This window comes from Paenibacillus azoreducens (genome assembly GCF_021654775.1).
Classification (GTDB): domain Bacteria; phylum Bacillota; class Bacilli; order Paenibacillales; family Paenibacillaceae; genus Paenibacillus_AQ; species Paenibacillus_AQ azoreducens.
Window position 1 is genome coordinate 2,601,985 of the sequence record NZ_AP025343.1, and the last position, 19,090, is coordinate 2,621,074.

The 19,090-nt window shown below is 50.2% G+C and carries 15 protein-coding genes; 12 read left to right on the forward strand and 3 right to left on the reverse strand.

What is annotated here, in order from left to right:
* Window positions 1-198 precede the first annotated feature (198 nt).
* The 6 genes from L6442_RS11090 to L6442_RS11115 all read left to right on the forward strand — a co-directional run bounded on the left by L6442_RS11090 (window position 199) and on the right by L6442_RS11115 (window position 11,487).
* Complete coding sequence (locus L6442_RS11090) at window positions 199-1,149, forward strand: ABC transporter permease (RefSeq protein WP_212978508.1); 951 nt, start codon at window positions 199-201, stop codon at window positions 1,147-1,149.
* A gap of 18 nt (window positions 1,150-1,167) precedes the next feature.
* A complete protein-coding gene (locus tag L6442_RS11095) occupies window positions 1,168-2,043 on the forward strand; it encodes a carbohydrate ABC transporter permease (RefSeq protein WP_212978507.1) in 876 nt (291 codons plus the stop codon).
* A 70-nt stretch (window positions 2,044-2,113) separates the two neighbouring features.
* The gene (locus tag L6442_RS11100) at window positions 2,114-3,757 is read left to right on the forward strand and encodes an extracellular solute-binding protein (RefSeq protein WP_212978506.1); all 1,644 of its coding nucleotides are present in this window, start codon (window positions 2,114-2,116) and stop codon (window positions 3,755-3,757) included.
* A gap of 77 nt (window positions 3,758-3,834) precedes the next feature.
* Window positions 3,835-8,739: a sugar-binding protein gene (locus L6442_RS11105; protein ID WP_212978505.1), complete on the forward strand. Its 4,905-nt coding sequence runs from the start codon at window positions 3,835-3,837 to the stop codon at window positions 8,737-8,739.
* A gap of 72 nt (window positions 8,740-8,811) precedes the next feature.
* Window positions 8,812-10,665, forward strand: a complete 1,854-nt coding sequence (locus L6442_RS11110; RefSeq protein WP_212978504.1) for a cache domain-containing sensor histidine kinase — start codon at window positions 8,812-8,814, stop codon at window positions 10,663-10,665.
* A 15-nt stretch (window positions 10,666-10,680) separates the two neighbouring features.
* Window positions 10,681-11,487 carry a response regulator transcription factor gene (locus L6442_RS11115; RefSeq protein WP_212978503.1) on the forward strand — a complete coding sequence of 269 codons (807 nt, stop codon included), beginning with the start codon at window positions 10,681-10,683 and terminating at the stop codon, window positions 11,485-11,487.
* Between the two features lie 225 nt (window positions 11,488-11,712).
* Here the strand turns inward: L6442_RS11115 and L6442_RS11120 are convergent, their stop codons facing one another.
* Entirely contained in the window at window positions 11,713-12,036 is a 324-nt protein-coding gene (locus L6442_RS11120) for a hypothetical protein (RefSeq protein WP_194230283.1), read from the reverse strand.
* 7 nt (window positions 12,037-12,043) lie between these two features.
* Entirely contained in the window at window positions 12,044-13,039 is a 996-nt protein-coding gene (locus tag L6442_RS11125) for a DUF1385 domain-containing protein (RefSeq protein ID WP_194230282.1), read from the reverse strand.
* Between the two features lie 308 nt (window positions 13,040-13,347).
* Here L6442_RS11125 and L6442_RS11130 point away from each other — a divergent pair, with 308 nt between their 5' ends.
* The 5 genes from L6442_RS11130 (at window position 13,348) to L6442_RS11150 (ending at window position 17,649) form a co-directional block, all read left to right on the forward strand.
* Complete coding sequence (locus tag L6442_RS11130; RefSeq protein ID WP_212978502.1) at window positions 13,348-13,857, forward strand: YqhR family membrane protein; 510 nt, start codon at window positions 13,348-13,350, stop codon at window positions 13,855-13,857.
* 84 nt (window positions 13,858-13,941) lie between these two features.
* The gene (gene aroQ / locus L6442_RS11135) at window positions 13,942-14,388 is read left to right on the forward strand and encodes a type II 3-dehydroquinate dehydratase (protein WP_194230280.1); all 447 of its coding nucleotides are present in this window, start codon (window positions 13,942-13,944) and stop codon (window positions 14,386-14,388) included.
* Between the two features lie 51 nt (window positions 14,389-14,439).
* Window positions 14,440-15,516 (forward strand): M24 family metallopeptidase, encoded by a 1,077-nt coding sequence (locus L6442_RS11140; RefSeq protein WP_212978501.1) that lies wholly within the window; start codon window positions 14,440-14,442, stop codon window positions 15,514-15,516.
* Between the two features lie 37 nt (window positions 15,517-15,553).
* Window positions 15,554-16,111, forward strand: a complete 558-nt coding sequence (gene efp, locus L6442_RS11145; protein ID WP_194230278.1) for an elongation factor P — start codon at window positions 15,554-15,556, stop codon at window positions 16,109-16,111.
* A gap of 284 nt (window positions 16,112-16,395) precedes the next feature.
* Window positions 16,396-17,649, forward strand: coding sequence for an aspartate kinase (locus L6442_RS11150; protein WP_212978500.1), 1,254 nt, complete (start codon window positions 16,396-16,398; stop codon window positions 17,647-17,649).
* 114 nt (window positions 17,650-17,763) lie between these two features.
* Here L6442_RS11150 and L6442_RS11155 read toward each other — a convergent pair whose 3' ends face one another.
* Window positions 17,764-18,480: a 2-phosphosulfolactate phosphatase gene (locus L6442_RS11155; RefSeq protein WP_212978499.1), complete on the reverse strand. Its 717-nt coding sequence runs from the start codon at window positions 18,478-18,480 to the stop codon at window positions 17,764-17,766.
* 301 nt (window positions 18,481-18,781) lie between these two features.
* On the opposite strand from L6442_RS11155, the gene L6442_RS11160 reads away from it, so the two are divergent.
* Complete coding sequence (locus tag L6442_RS11160; protein ID WP_373871810.1) at window positions 18,782-19,045, forward strand: YqhV family protein; 264 nt, start codon at window positions 18,782-18,784, stop codon at window positions 19,043-19,045.
* Window positions 19,046-19,090 lie beyond the last annotated feature (45 nt).

Below are 19,090 nucleotides of genomic sequence, written 5' to 3' on the forward strand. Positions count from 1 at the left end.
TCTGCGGGTATCTGCAGGGTACCCGCAGATGATAGGGGTTTGCTTGCATGTATTTAAGCAGTCCAAAGCGACTTTTCCCATGGATTATAGTCCTCCGCTCCGGTTTTCCGTTCTCCCGATTTCAAGTAAGCTTACAAATGTAAGCACTTTCAATCTATAGGAGAGTGAGTTGAGAGAGGATGCTTGAAGGAGGTAGACATGGGACTCGCGACTGCAGTACCCGCCAAAAAAGCGGAGAAGCCCCTCAAGAGAGGGCTTAATCAGATCTGGAGATTCAAACTGCTGTATCTTTTGTTGCTGCCTGCTTTTGTATGGGTGCTCCTTTTCGATTACCTGCCCCTCTACGGGATCAGCATCGCATTCATGGACTACAATGTCATTCAGGGATGGTCCGGAAGCGAGTGGGCAGGTCTAAAATATTTTCGGATGCTGTTCGAATCCGAGATGTTCCGCAATGCGTTCAGGAACACTTTGCTTATCAGCCTGTACAAAATGATCAGCGGCTTCGTGTGTCCGATTTTGCTGGCGCTTGCGCTAAATGAAATCCGGACCGCCTGGTTCAAAAAGACGCTGCAAACCGCGGTTTACTTGCCGAGATTCGTTTCCTGGGTCGTGTACGGCGGAATTATTACGCTGCTGCTTTCGCCTGAAACCGGCATTATCAACAAACTGATCGAGTTGTTCGGAGGCAAACCGGCGTATTTGCTTGTTGAACCTGCTTATTTCCGGACGATCCTGGTTGTCACCGATGCGATGAAGGAAATGGGATGGGCGGCTATTATCTATATAGCTGCCATTGCCGGACTCAACCCCGAGGTTTATGAGGCGGCCATTATGGATGGGGCAACACGGTTTCGGCGAATCCTTCATGTGACTTTGCCTGGCATTGCGGGAACGATTGTCGTCATCTTTATCCTTCGGGTCGGAACCGTCATGAGCGCCGGGCTGGATCAGGTCATTAATTTATACAATCCGATGGTGTTTGAAGTCGGGGATATTCTCGATACGTACATTTATCGGGTCGGCATCGAACAGTTCAGCCTCAGTTTGGCGGCGGCGGCCGATGTTGTCAAAGGCCTGATCGGACTCGCGATGGTGCTCATTGTAAACCACATTGCCAAGCGCATCAACGATTCCGGGATTTTCTAAAGAAGGGGAAGCTGGTTTATGAAGCTAACGAGAGGCGAAAGCGTCTTCGTCACGACCAACTATATTCTGCTTACCGTTATAACTCTAATCATCATTGTTCCATTCTGGTATGTCATTTCCGTATCCGTTACGCCTTATCATATTTTTAGCGAAAAGAACGGGCTGGTGCTTTTTCCGACATCCTTCAGCTTTCAATACTACGAGTACCTGCTCAAGGAAGGCTCGATGATCTATAACGCTTACGGAATTACGATCCGCAATACGGTGTTCGGGGTCCTGCTGGCCCTGATCCTTACGGCAACGGCAGCCTACGCTTTGGCGGAAAAAAAGCTGCCCGGCCGGCGGCTCATCATGTTGTTTTTCGTTTTTACGATGCTGTTCAAGGGCGGGATGATTCCAACCTATATCACGATCAAATCGCTGGGCCTGCTGAATACGGACTACGTGCTGATTTTGGTTATGGCTTATACGGCTTTTAATATGATCATCATGAAATCGTTTTTTGAAGGGATTCCCGAGAACCTGAAAGAATCCGCCGCCATTGACGGAGCTTCGGAACTCAGGATTTTATGGCGGATCGTTCTGCCGCTTTCCATGCCGGTTATCGCGTCGATTGGACTGCTCTATCTGGTCACATACTGGAACGATTTTTTCAATGCGCTGTTGTATGTTACGGATTGGCATAAAGCGCCGGTGCAGCTCGTGCTGCGGACCATCATTGCCAGTTCCAGTCTGCCGCCGGAATTGCTGGAAGCTGCCGGGACGACGCCACCGCCTACGATCGGTATCCAGATGGCGGCAATCGTGATCGTAGCCCTGCCGATGATGATCATTTATCCGTTCGTCCAGAAATATTTTGAGCAAGGCATGCTGATCGGATCGGTGAAAGGGTAACAAGCCGTCTCATTGACAACGGTTTATCCTGATTGGGTAAATATAGTTTTCATAAGGGGGAACATTTTCCATGTTAAAGCAAAGAAAAGGCTGGTCATACGGAGCGATTTCCGCCGTGCTCATCGGAGCGCTCGCGGTAACAGGCTGCGGCAAAAGCAACGAGGCGGGAGGAAATTCCGGTACACCGCCGGAAGGAAATTCGGCGTCCAAACCTTCGGCTCAGGCGGAAGCGGGTCCATATGAACTCAAATGGTTGAAAGCCCAGGATATTTCCCTGCCGTACGATGCTTCGAAGGATGTCGTCAAGCAAGCCATCGAGAAGAAGCTTAATATTAAAATCGTTCCGGAGCTCGTGGATGTGCAGCAGTATAAGACCAAACTCAATCTGAAAATGTCCAGCAGCGACATTCCGGACGTGGCGAGAATCGATTTTGCCGACGACTTCCAAAAATATGCCCAGCAAGGCGCATTCGTTGATCTTACCGGCCTTATTAATGAAAAGGATACGCCGAATATTATGAAAGAAGTACCGCCGGAAATATTCGAACAGGCAAAAGTAAACGGCAAAATATACGGGATCCCTTATCAAGGCGGACCAGGCGCCGGGTACCGTTGGAATCTGGTTATGCGGAAGGATTACATGGAATCCGTCGGCGCCGACGTGCCGAAAACGCTCGAAGAATATTATAACCTCTTGAAGAAGATCAAAGCGGAAAAGCCGGAGGTCATTCCGCTTGGAGGATATACGGCCCAGATTGGCGAAACCAAATATGCCAACAATTCATTTGACAACGTTTTTGGCGCGTTTGGCGTTACGCCGGGCTTTTTCACGGAGAAAGACGGCAAATTCAGCAATTATGACATCGATCCGAAAATGAGGGAAGCGCTGCTCTTCCTGCAAAAAATGTATGCCGAAGGGCTGATCGATAAGGAGTTCGCGACAATTAAAGAAGAGCAGCTGCGCGCGAAGCTGTACAGCGGCAAGCTGTTCTCTTGGATGGGCTGGTGGTCGACGGCCAACGACTACGATACGCAGATCGAGACGAGCGAGCTGATGAAAAGCGGCAAGCTGGCATCGGACGGAAAATTGCCAAACCAGGCCGAAGAGCCGTTCAAATATTTGAAGCTGACTGGTTCGCTCCTGGGTGCGGACGGGACGGCTGTAGCTCCATCCGGCGCTCCGTTTTCGCAAATGAATGCAATAAGCGCCAAAACGAAAGATCCGAAGAAGGTGCTTTCCATTATTGAGGAGTCCCTATCTCCCGAAAATCAAATGCTGACGGTTTGGGGGATTGAAGGCGAAGATTACAAGCTCGAGAACGGCAAGCTTAAAGTAGATACGAATTTGGTCGATCCAAAGACGCAGCAGGATAAGAACGGAAATTTCCGCGGCACGCAAAGCTACTTGTTCGCTCCCGGCTTGAACGGCTGGCCGCATTATCTGGAGTCGCTTCCGCTTCGGTATTCCGAAGCGCTGGATGTAGCAATCAGCAATCCTCACCAGATTACCGATGCTTCCAATTATTTGGAATCGCCAACGAAAATCGCCAAAATGGTAGAACTGAACACGATGCGCGATTCGGTCTTCACGCAAATCATCATGGGAGGCGATATCAAAAAGTTTGATGATTTCGTAGAAAAGTGGAATTCGCAAGGCGGTTCGCAAATTTTGAAGGAGCTGGAAGAGTCTTTCAAGAAAAAATCGGGCAAATAACTTCGAATCCCCCCGTAAATGCCGGCATATCCGCATTAACGGGGGGATATCTTGCCATTTTCCGGAGGCGTTCATAAATGAATACGTGGATCAGGAGTATAAGCACGTTATTGATTGTGGCCTTGATAGTCAATTTCTTTCCGTTCCCGGCTAAAGCAGAGGCGGAAGCTCCGCAGCTGCTGTTCGAGGACAGCTTCTCTGTCGGCCTGGGGCAATGGGATTTGTTTGGCAGTACGGCATGGCAAACGCAAGGAAATGAATCGGAATCCTGGTTGGCAGGCGAAACAACGGCAACCTCCCCCCAGCGGACAGTGGTGAAAGCTTCCGTACTTTCTTACAGTTCCAACGACTATCGCCTGTCATTTCGGGCGCAGGGTAACAGATTTCGTTCCCTGTTCCGGTATACATCGGGATCAAGTTACTATTTTTTGGAGTTTAAAAATACGAAATCGGTTGAATTATGGAAGTATCCCGGCTCGTCATCCAATGTACAGGTAGGCAGCACTGTTGATATCGGCGGCGTATTACCGGGTTTCAATCTGGCGGAATGGCACCAATATGATATTGAGATTCGGGGCGACGAGTTCAAATTGTTTGTCGATGGCAAATCGGTAACCGCTTTCAAGGATTCTTCCCTGTCTAGCGGCGGGATCGGGTTCTCGATCAAAAGCATCGGAACTGCCGTCAACGTGAAAGTCAGCCAGGTGAAGGTGGAGGCGCTGTCCGCTCCGGAGCGGCCGTTAACGATCAGCCATTCGCCTGTAACCACAGTGCCATACAATACGAATGTAGCTGTTTCCTTTTCGCTTATGGATTCAGGCTCCCCAGTTACGGCCAAGGTTTATTATGCCTATGGAGAAGAGACGGCCGAAAATTCGGTTGAAGCAGCGAAGCGGGAAGGCGGGGCATACGCGGCTGTCATTCCAGGAACGAACCGGACGGATCAAATCCGCTACTACATTGCTGCTAATGATGAACTAGGCCATTCCGGTCGTTATCCTGAGAGTGGATACATCACGGTCGACGTTGGGAAAATGGCTCCATATCGGAACGATTTTGAAGGTGATCGTGCGGGCTCGGCTCCGGCCGGCTGGACCACAGGAGGAAACGCGAAGGTGATTGAGCTCCCTGACGGCAGCAAAGCGTTTAATCTAAACGGATCAAGCAGCGCAAAATTGAACCTGCCCATGTACCAAAACGCGGATAATTTTGTCGTCAAGTTCAGGGCCAAATACGAGCGGACGGGTTCGGCCGTACAGAACACATGGCGCCTCCGCTATCGCGCTGTGGACGATATGAACAATAATGCGATGGAATGGGCGACGCATAATTCGAAATATTTTTTAATGCGCAAGACGGAGCTCGGAGGCAACTATTATATTGCTAACTATGTGAAATCGCTGCTTGACGATTGGCATGAGTATGAACTACGGGTGAGCGGCATAACCCATAAGCTGTTCATTGACGGGATAGAGGTAGCCGGCGGGGACGATTCCGATCCGTTGGCTCTGCAGAAAGGTTATTTTCAATGGAACGTCGTCGGCGGGATCAATCTGATGATTGACAATTTCTCCATCGAACCGATTGCGGCTCCTTATGTACTTGATCTTCAGCCTGCAGGCAACTATGCAGGCATTTATGAACAAGGGGAAGCACCGGGTCTTGCACTTTCGCTCAACGCCGGGGCATCGGCGCATGAGTTTGCGCTGAATTATACACTGCGTCGGGCGGATGGAGGCAAGGCCGTTGTTGCATCCGGGGAGAAAACCTATCATTTGGATAAATACGCTGAAACATCCGACTCATTTGCTTTTGAGCCTGCAGTGAATGAAATCGGCACTTATGAGGTAACAGCCGAATTTACGGTTGACGGGGTAAAATTGCCGGATAAATCGAAAAAAATGCGCATGGCCGTCATAAATAAAGCGGCAAAGATTCGTGATCCCGATCTGGACAATGAAAGCAAATTCGGATTGAATACACACTACGCGTTGAATTGGAAGGACGATATCATCGACGGTGCCCGGAAAATGGGAGCGCGCCACCATCGTTCCGGTATCTCCTGGGATGAGGCGGACCGGAATGTAAAGGATGCATCAGGGAAAACGGTATATGATTACAGCGCCATAGATGCCAGACTGGATAAATTATTTACCTTCGGATTCAACCAGATTACGGTACTCGGCATTGACAGAAATGGATATTATCAGGAGGGAACCGCAAATACGCCTGCAGCCTTAAAAGCGATGGGCGACTTTGTTTATGATGCCGTCAGCCGCTATAAGGGGAAAATCAGGCAGTGGGAGATGCCGAACGAGCCCGAGATTTTCTCCAAGCCCTATGTACCTGCCGAATTCGTGCAGCTGCAAAAGACCGCCTATCTCAACATGAAGAAGGCTGACTCGAACGCGATGCTTCTCGCAGGTGATCATACTTCCAGCGTAAGCAGCGTGCTGCCGAAAGAGCTCGAGCTTGGTTCCTTCGATTATGCCGATGCATATTCCTTTCATCCGTATGTGTATAATGCCATGCCAGACGACAATTTGCAGAATTTGCTGGACAGCGTTAAAGAGCTTGTCAACAAATATGGGGGATGGAAGGACTACTATTTGACGGAAGGCGGTTGGCCGACGGCCAAAGCGGGCTATCCTTCGGTTACGGAGGAGACGCAGCGCGACTATATCGTCCGCGCTTTCCTGAATTATATGATTACGGACCAGGTGAAGGCCTTCGAATATTACAATTATAAAAATGACGGTACGGATGACCGTTATTACGATATATTCTGGGGGATCACGGACAATGACGGAAGACCGAAGCTGGCCTATGCCGCAGTCAATCAGCTGATGACCAGCCTGGATAAAGCGAGGTATGCGGGGACATGGGATACGGGAGACCCAGGCGTTGCCGTTCACGTGTTCGTAAATGGAGGGAAGCCGGTGATCGCGGCCTGGAAAAAGACGGATCATAACAATCCTGACGTCAAACCGCCGACTAGCGAGATCACACTGCCTTTTGCCGCTTCTGGACTTCAAATCAAGGATATTAACGGCGCTGAAATTCCGATAACAGAAGATGGCGGAAGTACCCGGATTGTCGTATCCGGCTCGCCTATTTATGTTACGGGAGTTCCTGCAGACTTTGTATTTCAGTCAGCGACTCAGCTGCTGCAGGAGAAGGAGCGTGGGGCAGTTGCCAGACTGATGGCTCTGAAGACGCAAGAAAATGCTGCGCTCATTGATGGCGATAAGGCGGAGCTTGAGCAAATAACGGCTCAACTGATCAAAGCCGCAGGCGAGAATGCTGCTGCAGGGTTAGAACAAGGAATCAAAAATATTTATGTTTTGATGCAGCAAATCGCCGGCCAGATCGCCGACGGCTCCGTAAGTAGAGCACCGGGCTATGTCGCACTGGAGGCTTTGTACAATATGGCCGAGAACGCGTCGGTTGCCCTGTCGTATGCTCTTGAACGTTCCGAGCCTGCCTCCGTCGGCCCGAACAACCATCCCGATTATGCCGCTGCCGCATTTAACGACATTAAAGGCGGATACAGCGTCATGCCTGTTTCCGAGTCGGCGGTGCTGCGCATGAAACGTTATGGCAGACTGGCGGATGCCGCGTACGCACAGGGAAGCTATGCGGACAGCTATGCCTATAATCTGCTTGCAAGGGAATTCGCAGGTGCGGTAAAAGCGATGGCCGCTTCCGAGCCGCCGAAATTTAATGGAGTGATGGCGAGCATCGTACCCGTGCAGGCGAATGGCGAGGCCGGCAACGCCACTACGTTCACCCTTTCGCTTGTTAACGAAACGGATCTTCCCCAGGATGTGACTGTACGCCTGCGCCTGCCGGACGGGTGGGCTTCATCTCAAAACGAGCCGGCTGAAGTTTTGTTGACTGTCCCGGCAAAGGGGATGCTGGATCGGTCCTACCATGTTCTTGTACCGGAGGATACTGTCAAGGGACGATATGACATCGCCGCCGACATCATATACAATGGGGCGGTTTTTGATACGAAGATCGTTCAGTTGACGGTGGAAGAGGGAGTCGAAGCCAAAATTGTTCCCGTTAAGAAAACGATCAAGGATCTGGACGTGATCACCTTGGAATTGACGGGAACGTCTTCAGCCGAAAAGTCGGGTAGAGTGATCATGAAAGATCCTGACGGTAACGTGCTGCAGCCCGTGAATACCGATTCCTTCAGCGGGTTGAAGAAAGGAGATACCGTCCGGCTCGATTTCCGTTGGACGTACCATACATTCGCCCCATTCAATGAATATCCCGTCGACGTGCAAGTGGAGGAAACGGCCGCGGGAAGAGTGATTTTCCATGATCCTGCCATGACGCTTGATTTCAATCTGGTTCAGCGCGCGGGAAATTTGACGATCGACGGCAGCCTTAAGGGTTGGGAAGATGCTTACCCGTTTCATCTGCGCCGAAATGATCAGAATGCGAGCGGATACCATGACCCCGGCAAACTAGAGGCGACGGCTTATGCCAAATGGGCGGAAGATGGCCTTTATTTTGCCGTTTCGGTACATGACAATGTACACAAGCAATCGGAGAACGCGGCGAACTTGTGGAAGAACGACTCCATTCAGATCAGTCTCGATCCATTAAACAACCGGGAATCCCCGTATGGGCAGGACGATGTGGAGTGGGGCTACGCTTTGGCGGATGACGGCAGGCTGCTCGTCAATATTTTTAATTCGATGCCGCCCAATCCGAGCGGAGAGATGAGCGGGCGAGTACCATTTATGGCGCTCCGGGATGAAGCGAACGGCAGAACTCTGTATGAGCTTCAAATTCCAGCCGAGTACGTTAAGGATCTGAAACCGTCCATGGGCGGAATCATCGGATTGAACGTTGCCGTCAACGATGCCAACTATCAGAACGGGCGGGATAATTTTATCCAATGGACTAAAGGGACGGCGGATTCGAAAAATACATCATTGTATGATTCCTTTTTGTTTATCGATTAATATTTAATACGAACCTCTCGGCCGGCATTGCCGGCCGGAGGGATTCGCGGGGCCAGAAGTTAGGAGGAGACCATGTTCGTAACTAACCGGAACCGGACTCGGAAAGATAAAGCGAGCTTACTGACGAGGCTCAGCATTCCGATCTTTGCGCTCATCGTCACATTCATCGCACTTTTTTCAACGGCTGCCAGCTACATCCTCATCCATGTACAAAACGATCACAACCGCAAGATGGCGGAGCAATCGATGAAATTTGTCTACAGGAACGTATGGTACCAGTTCGATACGATGAATAATGTGGCGGCGTTTATTTTGACGAACCAATCGATCGAAAATTTACTGGAAAACGCTCATCGGGAAACGTTCGATGCGGTCGACGATTTTTTCGCCTTGCAGACCAATCTTCAAAACCTGTCCTTGCTGTCCCTCGTAAACGATATCGGTTCGCAAAACGCTCCGCAGCAGTCCTACAACGTGTCCCTGGCACTGGACCCCGGAAGCGGGCTTTATCCCCTGGCTACGGATCATTTCTATCCGGTGACAGGCATTTTCAAATCGGAAGATTTGCGGGATGAGTCGTGGTTCCGCAGTTTGGGCCAAGGAGGAAGGAAGACTGTATGGTGGGGACAAAAGACGGGCAGGTCAGGCGCCCAAATGATCTATTCGGCGAGAAAGAAAACAAGCATCAAGGATGGCCGCAATATAGGAACTGTTATCGTCGGGGCTGATATCGGAAGCATTAAAGGCGTGTTCGAAAACGCTCCGCTCGAAAAGGGATTCCATCTGCTGCTGGACGAAAGCGACCGGGTCATTTATAGCGAGCGCTACGGATTTCTGGAGTTGATGGGAGATCATCCTTACATCCAGGGAATCACGGGTACAAAGGGTTCATTTGCGACGAAAGTAGACGGGAAAATGGACCGGGTCATGTTCGAAACGCTGGAAAACGGCTGGAAGCTGTTAACGGTCGTCCCGGAAAGCCACTTCAACCAATACACCTTTGCGATCTCGGCGATCGGAGCCGTTACCGCGGCCGCGGCCGTCATCGTTGCGGGGGTTTGGCTGCGCAGAATCGTCGTTCGGGTAACGGTACCGATCACGAGACTCGTCAATGCGATTCAGCGCCCTGAAGTAGTGGAGTTCAAAGAGCCGCTTCCACGCCAAAAATCGGGAATCTATGAAGTGGATGAACTGAATGAGAAGTTTGCTTCCATGCTCGTCACGATCCACGGTCTGATCGAAAAATCGTTCGCCGAAGAGATGGAGCGCCGCCAGTTGCAGCTGGAGCTGCTGCATGCCCAGATCAATCCTCATTTTCTGTACAACACGCTGGACTTGATCAACTGTCGGGCCATTATGGCCGGAGACATGGAAGCAAGCCGGATTGTCCGCTCCCTTGCCAACGTTTTTCGTTTCGGCCTGAATCAGGGCCAGACATGGATTTCTCTGGGTGATGAAATGAAGCAGGTCGAAGCCTATCTCCAAATTCAGCAAATCATGATGGATCATTTGCGGGTGGAAATAAAGGTGCCGGAAGAGCTACTTTCTTCAACGGTTATCCACCTATGCCTGCAGCCTTTAGCGGAAAACTCCATCATTCACGGGTTTGCCGATCAGCCGGCCGCCTGCCGTATTGCAATTACGGCGCAAACGGATGAAACAAATCTTGTATTGTGCGTCGAAGACAACGGCAGAGGCTGCGATGCGGAGCGGATGAACCAGGCTCTGCAGGAACATGAGGAGCAGCCTGTAGGCTTCCCGGGCGGACAGCTGCATGAAAACGGAGCCGGTTACGGCACAATGAACGTCCACCGCAGAATTCAACTCCATTGCGGCAAAGCGTATGGATTGCGTTATAAGAAGACGGATATTGGGACTTGCGTCGAAGTCGTGTTCCCCTTGCGGTTTGCTTCGCCCGGGTCTTGAAAGGAGAGATACTGCATGTTTAAGCTGCTTATAGCCGAGGATGTAAGGACTGTTCGGGAAGCGCTGGTTCACTCCGTTCCCTGGGAGAAAATCGGCATTTCGCTGCTCGGGACCGCAGCAAACGGCGAAGAAGCTCTGGCCTTGCTGGACCGCGAAGTGCCGGACCTGCTGTTGACGGATATCGGCATGCCGAGAATGAACGGGTTGGAATTGATCGAGGCCGTTAAATTACGGAATCCGGATATCAGTTGCATCATCTTATCCGGATTAAACGAGTTTGAGCATGCGAGGCAGGCAATCAAGCTGCAAGTGCTGGATTACATCCTGAAACCGATCGATCCGGATGACATTGAACGGGTGATGTCGAAAGCGGTAGCCGAAATGAGAAAGCAGCGGGCAGAACGTCATGAAGTGGCTGTTGCGGAGCAAACGATTAAGGCCGCGCTGCCGAATTTGTCGCAGACGCTGTCTCCGGAGAATTGGTCCGGCGGCTTAAAGAAAAAGAAGCTGGTCGAGCAGGCGATTCAGTATATAAAGGAATCGTATTGCCGCAAAAATTTGACGCTGTCGGATGTGGCGGAAGTGGTTGGCTTAAGCGACAAATATTTGAACCTGCTAGTCAAGGAAGCCACCGGCACGACAACAAACCATTTGATCATTCGATTCCGTATGGAGGAAGCTGCACGCCTGCTGAAGGATCCCGCCAATAAAATCTACGAGATCTGCGACAAGATCGGATACGCGGACCAGGATCATTTCCGGGAGACCTTCAAAAAGCTGTATGGCTTGACGCCGACCGAATACCGCAACAGGTCGCTATAACAGACTCGAGGCGTATACAAGCGTATATAAAAAGGCATCCGCCTTTCTCGTACCAGAGAAGCGAATGCCTTTTTTGAAGATTATAGTTTTTGGGACCCCACAAAGTTGGAATAAGCATTGAAGCATAGGCTCCACTCAGTACTTTTGCTCCGCAAAAGCGCCCCTCTTAGAAGGGCGTCGGACTTCTTTCCGATACTCTTTGTGGGGTTATTTTGCGCTTGAGGTTCAATGATATTTTGGCTGCTGGTCATCATTTTTGCCTTTGGAGCCTTCGATAACCCGGAAAGGATACTGCTTCCGCTGTTTTCCTGCCGATCGGCTGCGTTTGGCCGCATTCACTTTTTCCATCGTACGCGCAGAAGGTTTAACCTTTGGCCGTTTGGCATACCGGCGAGGCGGAAATTTGTAAAGCAGGAACACGATTCCAAATACTGCAAACGGTATGAGCAGCTGGGCCAAACCTGCAAAATCTCCAAAGATAATATTGGAGATTAGGCCTATAGCGGCCAGCACTATCGCAATCCAAAAGATCAGGGCATGCCTTTTCATGATATCCTCATCCTTTCAGGGGATCCAAGACTCCGGTTCGGACAGGCTGGTTGGGGGCAGGCGAATTTTCCATCTGCGCATCAAGCTCAAGCATTCGTTTGAAGGAAGCAATGGATACTTCCACTTGGTCATCCTTTGGCTCTTTGGTAGTCAAAAGCTGCAGCCACAAGCCCGGATAACCGAGAAAACGGAGTACGGGAACTTCTCTGAGGGCATTGGTCATTTTCAGAAATTCAAACGATACGGCAATGACAACGGGAAGCAAAATAATCCGCTGCAGGATCCGCTGCGTCATATTATCCCACGGTACAAGGGAATAAATAAGCACGCCCAGTACAATCGAAAGCATCATGAAACTGCTGCCGCAGCGGTAATGAAGGCGGCTATGTTTCTGCACGTTTGCCACGGTCAGCTCTTCTCCGGCTTCATAGGTGGTAATAACCTTGTGTTCTGCGCCGTGATACTGGAACAGGCGCTTAATAACCGGTGTTTGGGATATGCCCCAAAGGTAAGCGAGCAGAAGCAGCAGCTTAATGCCCCCTTCGATTAAGTTGTGCAAAATGTAGTTTTCAAAAAGTTTTCCGAACAAAATGCTTTCCAAAAAGACGGGCAGAAGCGTCAAAACCAGCTTGCCGAAGATAAAGGACAGAACACCTACCGCGGCGACGCCGATTATCATGCTCAGGCTCCACTTGGATTCTTCCTTTTTCTTGAGCGCGGCCCGTTCTTCGGGTTCGAGCTCATCATCCGCGTAAGCGTCTGCGGAGTAGTTCAAATGCTTTGTACCTTTGGCGCTGGAATCTATGATACTTACGATACCCCGCAGAAAAGGAACTTTGCGCAGCTTGCGCGTCCAATCCTTGTCCTGCTTCGGCACTTCCAAAAATGTGATTTCCTGATTTTTGCGACGTACGGCTGTCACATTGACATATTTGCCGCCAAACATAACGCCTTCAATGACGGCTTGGCCTCCGTAGCTGACAGGTTTCGAGTGTTGCGACAACCATTTCACCTTCCCTGATTTCAATAATTAGAGGTTGTTCAAAAAGTCCGCTTTTGATCACGAAGTAAAACAGGAAGAAGCTCGGCATCGAATCTTGAATTCACCCGGGTCTTCCGGTGCTCACGTACCTTTTACGTACGCTCCGCTCCTCAGCCCCTAGCTTCATTCAACCTTCTCGGTGCTGAAAACCGCCCTTTTTGAACACGCAATATTACTACCATTGTATCTAATTTCCGGTTTGATTTCTAGTTGGTTTAGGTTAGGGGGGACTCGCGCATACTAAGGAAAACTAAAGGAGGCATAGAAAATTGGGAACTCATGCCGCCGCATATAGTCAAAAGACGCAAGAGGGAAACACCAATCCGCTGATATTTGCCGTGGAGATCGGCTTTTTCGCTGGGTTTATCTGGGGAGGTGTTCATTGGCTATTTTACGTGCTTCATTTTACGAAAGTTACTCCGGGGTTTCTGGGCGAGCCTTTTTTAAGGCATTCGTTCCTGGAAAGCGGCTTAGGACAGCTGGCGGGCTGGTTGCTTTTTATCGCTCTTTCGGTGATCGCATCCATAATATACGTGTTTTTATTCCGTAAAATCAAAGGTCCTTGGCCGGGGATCATCTACGGAATTGTATGGTGGTGCGTAATTTTCGCTCTGGCAGGGCCTTCGCTGGGCATGGTCGAACCATTGAACCGAATCGGCTGGAATACGATCGTCAGCGAGTTTTGCCTGTTTTTGCTTTGGGGGTTGTTTATTGGTTACACGATCGCTTTTGAATTCACAGACGAACGCAAGCGCGAACCGGAGAAGGCCAAGGTCTAGGACATGCAAAAAAACTTCTCAAGTAGACATTCCCTATGTTAAAATAGCAGTTGGTTATTTGACAGTAAGGGTGGGGAATCCATTTTGAGAACCATTTGGGTGATCAACGGACCGAACCTGAATTTGCTCGGGCTGCGGGAGCCCGGTGTTTACGGCTCTCAAAGCCTGCAAGCGATTGAGGAAGGCTTGCTTCGAAAGGCCGAAGCTTTGGGGGTATCCGTTACATTTTATCAATCCAATCATGAAGGCGACATTATCGACCGGATCCATGGCGCGCTTGGCCATGCCGACGGTATCGTTCTGAATCCGGGCGCGCTGACCCATTACAGCTATGCTGTACGCGATGCCATCAGTTCGGTGCGGATCCCGACGGTTGAGGTGCATTTATCCAACATCCATGCGCGGGAAGAATTCCGCCATACATCGGTGATTGCTCCGGTGGCCGTTGGACAAATCGCCGGATTCGGTGCTGTCAGCTATGAGCTGGGATTGATTGCCCTGCTTCGCCACTTGGAAAGTCAGGGACAATAGTCGCTGCCTCCTTCAGGGTGAAGCTGTGAAGAGAGAGGAGACGAATAGCTAATGAGCAACCATCGTGTACTTAAACTGCGTGAAGCGATGCAGCAAAAAAATGTGGAGGCGCTGTTCGTAACAAGCGCCATCAACCGCCGTTATTTGACGGGATTTTCAGGTTCTTCTGGTTATGTGCTGATTACGATGAATGACGCGTATCTGCTGACCGACTTCCGTTATATGACCCAGGCGACGCAGCAGGTGAAAGATTTCCAGGTTGTCGAACATGTGCAGGGGGTTTCGGCTACAGTAAAAGAATTGCTGGCTTCCGCCAAAATCGGCAAGCTTGCGTTTGAACAAGATGATGTATCATTCGCCGCTTACAGTACATATGCGGAACAGCTTAAGCCGATTGGGCTTGTGCCGGTTTCGGGACTGGTGGAACAGCTGCGGATGTTCAAGGACGCGGAAGAGCTGAAAATCATGCAGCGAGCCGCCGATCTTGCCGACGAAACTTTTAAGCATCTCCTTGGTTTTGTGAAAACGGGCATGACCGAACGCGAAGTTGATTTGGAGATGGAGCTTTTCATGCGTCGTCATGGCGCGACTTCTTCCTCGTTCGATACGATTGTCGCCTCCGGAGAACGCTCCGCAATGCCGCACGGTGTGGCCAGTGAACGCGTGATTGCTGGCAATGAGCTCATTACGTTTGATTTTGGGGCGCTGCTCGATGGCTACTGCTCGGATTTGACCCGCACCATTGCCGTTGGCAAGCCGGATCCGAAGCTGAAGGAAATCTATGACATTGTTCTGGAGGCCCAGCTTCATGCCCTTGAGCATATTAAACCCGGAATGACCGGCCGCGAAGCCGATGCACTGGCCCGCGACATCATTGCGAAATATGGTTATGGCGATCAGTTCGGCCACAGCACGGGGCATGGTCTCGGCATGGAAGTGCATGAAAATCCGCGCCTTTCCAAGGTGAGCGATGATATCCTGAAGCCTGGAATGGTTGTAACCGTTGAACCTGGTATATACCTTTCAGGCCTCGGCGGCGTCCGCATCGAAGACGATATTGTGATCACTGAGACGGGAATTACGATTTTGACGCATTCGTCGAAGGAATTTACCGTATTGCCGGTGTGATTGACGCAATATATATTTTATTTTAGGAGGCATTTTTGTGATTTCAGTTAACGACTTTAAAACAGGCCTTACGGTAGAAGTGGATGGCGATATTTTTACCGTTCTTGATTTCCAGCACGTAAAACCTGGCAAAGGTGCGGCATTCGTTCGCTCCAAGCTGAAAAACCTGCGCAATGGCAACACCGTGGAGCGTACGTTCCGTGCCGGTGAAACAATCGGCCGCGCAATCATCGAAAACCGCGGAGTTTCGTATCTCTACGCCAGCGGACAAGATCATACATTTATGGATAACGAAACTTATGACCAGTTCACGCTTGATAGCAAGCAACTGGAGTGGGAACTCAACTTCCTGAAAGAAAACATGAATGTAAACATTGTCAGCTACCAAGGAGAAATTCTCGGTATCAATCTGCCGACGAGCGTTGAGCTGAAGGTTGTTGAAACAGAACCTGGCATCAAAGGCAACACCGCGACCGGGGCCACCAAAAATGCCAAGGTGGAAACCGGTCTTAACGTTCAGGTTCCGTTGTTCATCAACGAAGGCGACGTGCTGCTGATCGATACCCGCGAAGGCAAATACATTTCGCGCGCGTAGTGTTTTTCACGCTATAGCGGGCTACCTTTGACTTTTAAAAAGCTGCCTCAAATGGTCCATGGATCGTTTGAGGCAGCTTTTTTGCGTTTGTGGGAATTTCCTTCTCCACGCTAAAAACTGCTTCCCAAAAAAATTCTGCCTGCTTTATACTGTGTTTATGTATTCCGGGAAACCACCCGCCCTGCCGGCCCAAAAAAAGTCTACCTATCCGGTGGACTTTCGTATTATACTAATTTAAAGCGTGAAATAGACATTTGCATAAATGAGTGGGGAGTGAATCGAAGTTGTCACTGTACGTCATGAAATTCGGGGGCAGTTCCGTAGGAGATACCGAGCGGATGAAACGCGTTGCCAAACGCATCGTTGAGAAACAAGATGAAGGACATCAATGCGTTGTGGTTGTGTCCGCCATGGGAGACACCACGGACGACCTGATCGATCAGGCTAAACTTCTCAATCCGGCGCCTCCGGCACGGGAAATGGATATGCTGATGACGACCGGAGAACAGATTTCAATATCTCTGTTGTCGATGGCCATTCACCAGCTCGGCCGCAGCGCCGTTTCGATGACAGGCTGGCAGGCGGGTTTTCGCACGGAACCCGTACACGGCAAGGCTCGGATCACCAATATTGTTCCGGAACGCGTGCAAGCTGCTCTTGATGAGGGGCAGATCGTCATTGTAGCCGGATTCCAAGGCATGACTGAGGACGGGGAAATAACGACTTTTGGCCGCGGAGGTTCGGATACGACGGCGGTTGCGCTTGCGGCAGCCATTCAGGCGGATGTATGCGAGATTTATACCGACGTGGACGGCATCTATTCGACGGATCCGCGCATCGTCAAGTGCGCGCGCAAACTTAAGGAGATTTCCTATGACGAAATGCTGGAGCTCGCCAATTTGGGAGCTGCTGTCCTGCACCCGCGGGCAGTGGAATACGCCAAGCATCACAAGGTGCATCTGGTGGTCAGATCCAGCTTTAACTATAACGAAGGCACAGCGGTTAAGGAGGAAGCTAGCGTGGAACAGGGAGTAGTGGTAAGCGGTATCGCTTATGATAAAAATGTGGCGAGAATCAGCATTCTCGGCGTGGAAGACATACCGGGTGTTCTGGCCCAGGTATTCGGAGCGCTTGCAGAGGCTTCGATAAATGTGGATATTATTGTGCAAAGCGGCGTACAGGACGGCAAAGCCGACTTCTCCTTCACGACATCCTTGTCTGAAAGCAAACAAGCGCTGGACGTGATCCATGGCCTTAAATCCAGACTCCCGTATCGCGAAGTAACATCCGAAACCGACTTGGTAAAAGTTTCTATTGTTGGTGCCGGCATGATCAGCCATCCGGGCGTGGCGGCGCATATGTTTGACGTGATTTCCAAGCAGGGTGTCAGCATCAAGATGGTAAGTACCTCGGAGATCAAAACTTCCTGCGTGATCGAAAACAGCAAATTGGAGCAGGTCGTTCAAGCGCTGCATACCGCTTATAACCTGGATACCGATGCGCAAGTTTTCGTTGGCGGACCACAGGTAAGACGCTAAAGTCAGACCGCATTTAGCGGATGTTTTTCATAATCTAAAAAAAGCCTGGAGCATAAAGCTTCAGGCTTTTTTGGCGTTTGGCTGCGAGTACCTGTGTGGACTAAAGGATACCGATTAATAGAGAGGCGTTAGAATCAAATCCTTTTTGGTGATCGGTACGACCGGAACTGTGTCGATCCCCGTACAATATTCCACGTCATGGGCAAAGCCTAGCTTGACGAGCTGTTTGGCAGAAGCACCTTCCATGACGGTCTCATACAGGTTATGACGACACTGCCGGTAGGCAAGCTTCATTGCCGCCCCCAGATCGTTTAGGCGCACTGGCTTACCCAGATGAGATTCCAAGGCATCGATAATCATACCTGCACATAAACCGTCTTCCAGCGAAAATTCATTTTTACAGCCTGCACAAAGCAAAATAACATCTCGTTCAAAGTTTGCCAGGGCGGACGCACAGGCCGTACCGTTCATAAATGATGCGGCAAGCAGCCGGGATGCGCGCTGCGATTTCAGGAGGCCGCGGGTTCCGTTTGAGGTCGTGAGCACAACGAGCTTGCCTGCAACTTCCTCCGACATATAGTCATGGGGAGAATTGCCTGCCTGAAACCCGGGAATCTTCTTGTAATAGCGTTCTCCGCCGACAAAAGTATGTTTACTTCGTTTACTTTGGGCCTCGGGGACGGTTTCAACGGGAAGCAGGCCGCAAGCACCCTTGGCTAACGCCGTAATCATCGTGCTTGTGGCGCGCAGCACATCGATCACAACCGCGCTTTTCTGTATAAAATCCTCCGATCTGATATCGTCCACATTGGCAATCACATCCACCCGCATGGAAAAAATCCTCCTTAAGCCCTTATATGTTCGGATCTCTATCAGCCTCTTCCGGCCGCAGAGATTTGTAACTTTAAAGCTAATATATGCAGCAGATTTGGAAATGTTCCGCAAGGCTTTCTTTTAAAAGATATCTAAAAAGAGAGAGTGCAGCATAGCTATATAAAAACGTCTACTGACGTACTTTCAAAGAAGAAGGACCGCTTTTAGCTGAAGTTTTTCTTGCGATATCAGGATGCGTTTCCCGGCAGTTTACGTTTTCTGATATCTAAAAAAATGGTTCGTAAGGAGGTTTCCCTCATTGGACAAGTTCGTAATCAGTATGGCAACGCTGCGCATGATTTCCGGCACCATCGAAATCGCGGCGGCACTGTTTATGTTAAGGCTGGCACAAGTCGATAAGGCGCTTGCGGTAAATTCGCTGCTTGCTATTGTAGGGCCCACGGTCCTGATCCTGACGACTTCGATCGGGCTGGTGGGACTCGCCGACAAACTTTCATGGGGAAAGATTGCTTGGATCTTCGCAGGGGTATCCTGTCTCTTAATCGGAATTTTAAAAAAATGATAGATTCGGGCGTCATAAATTTGGAGTACAAGCATAAACATGGAG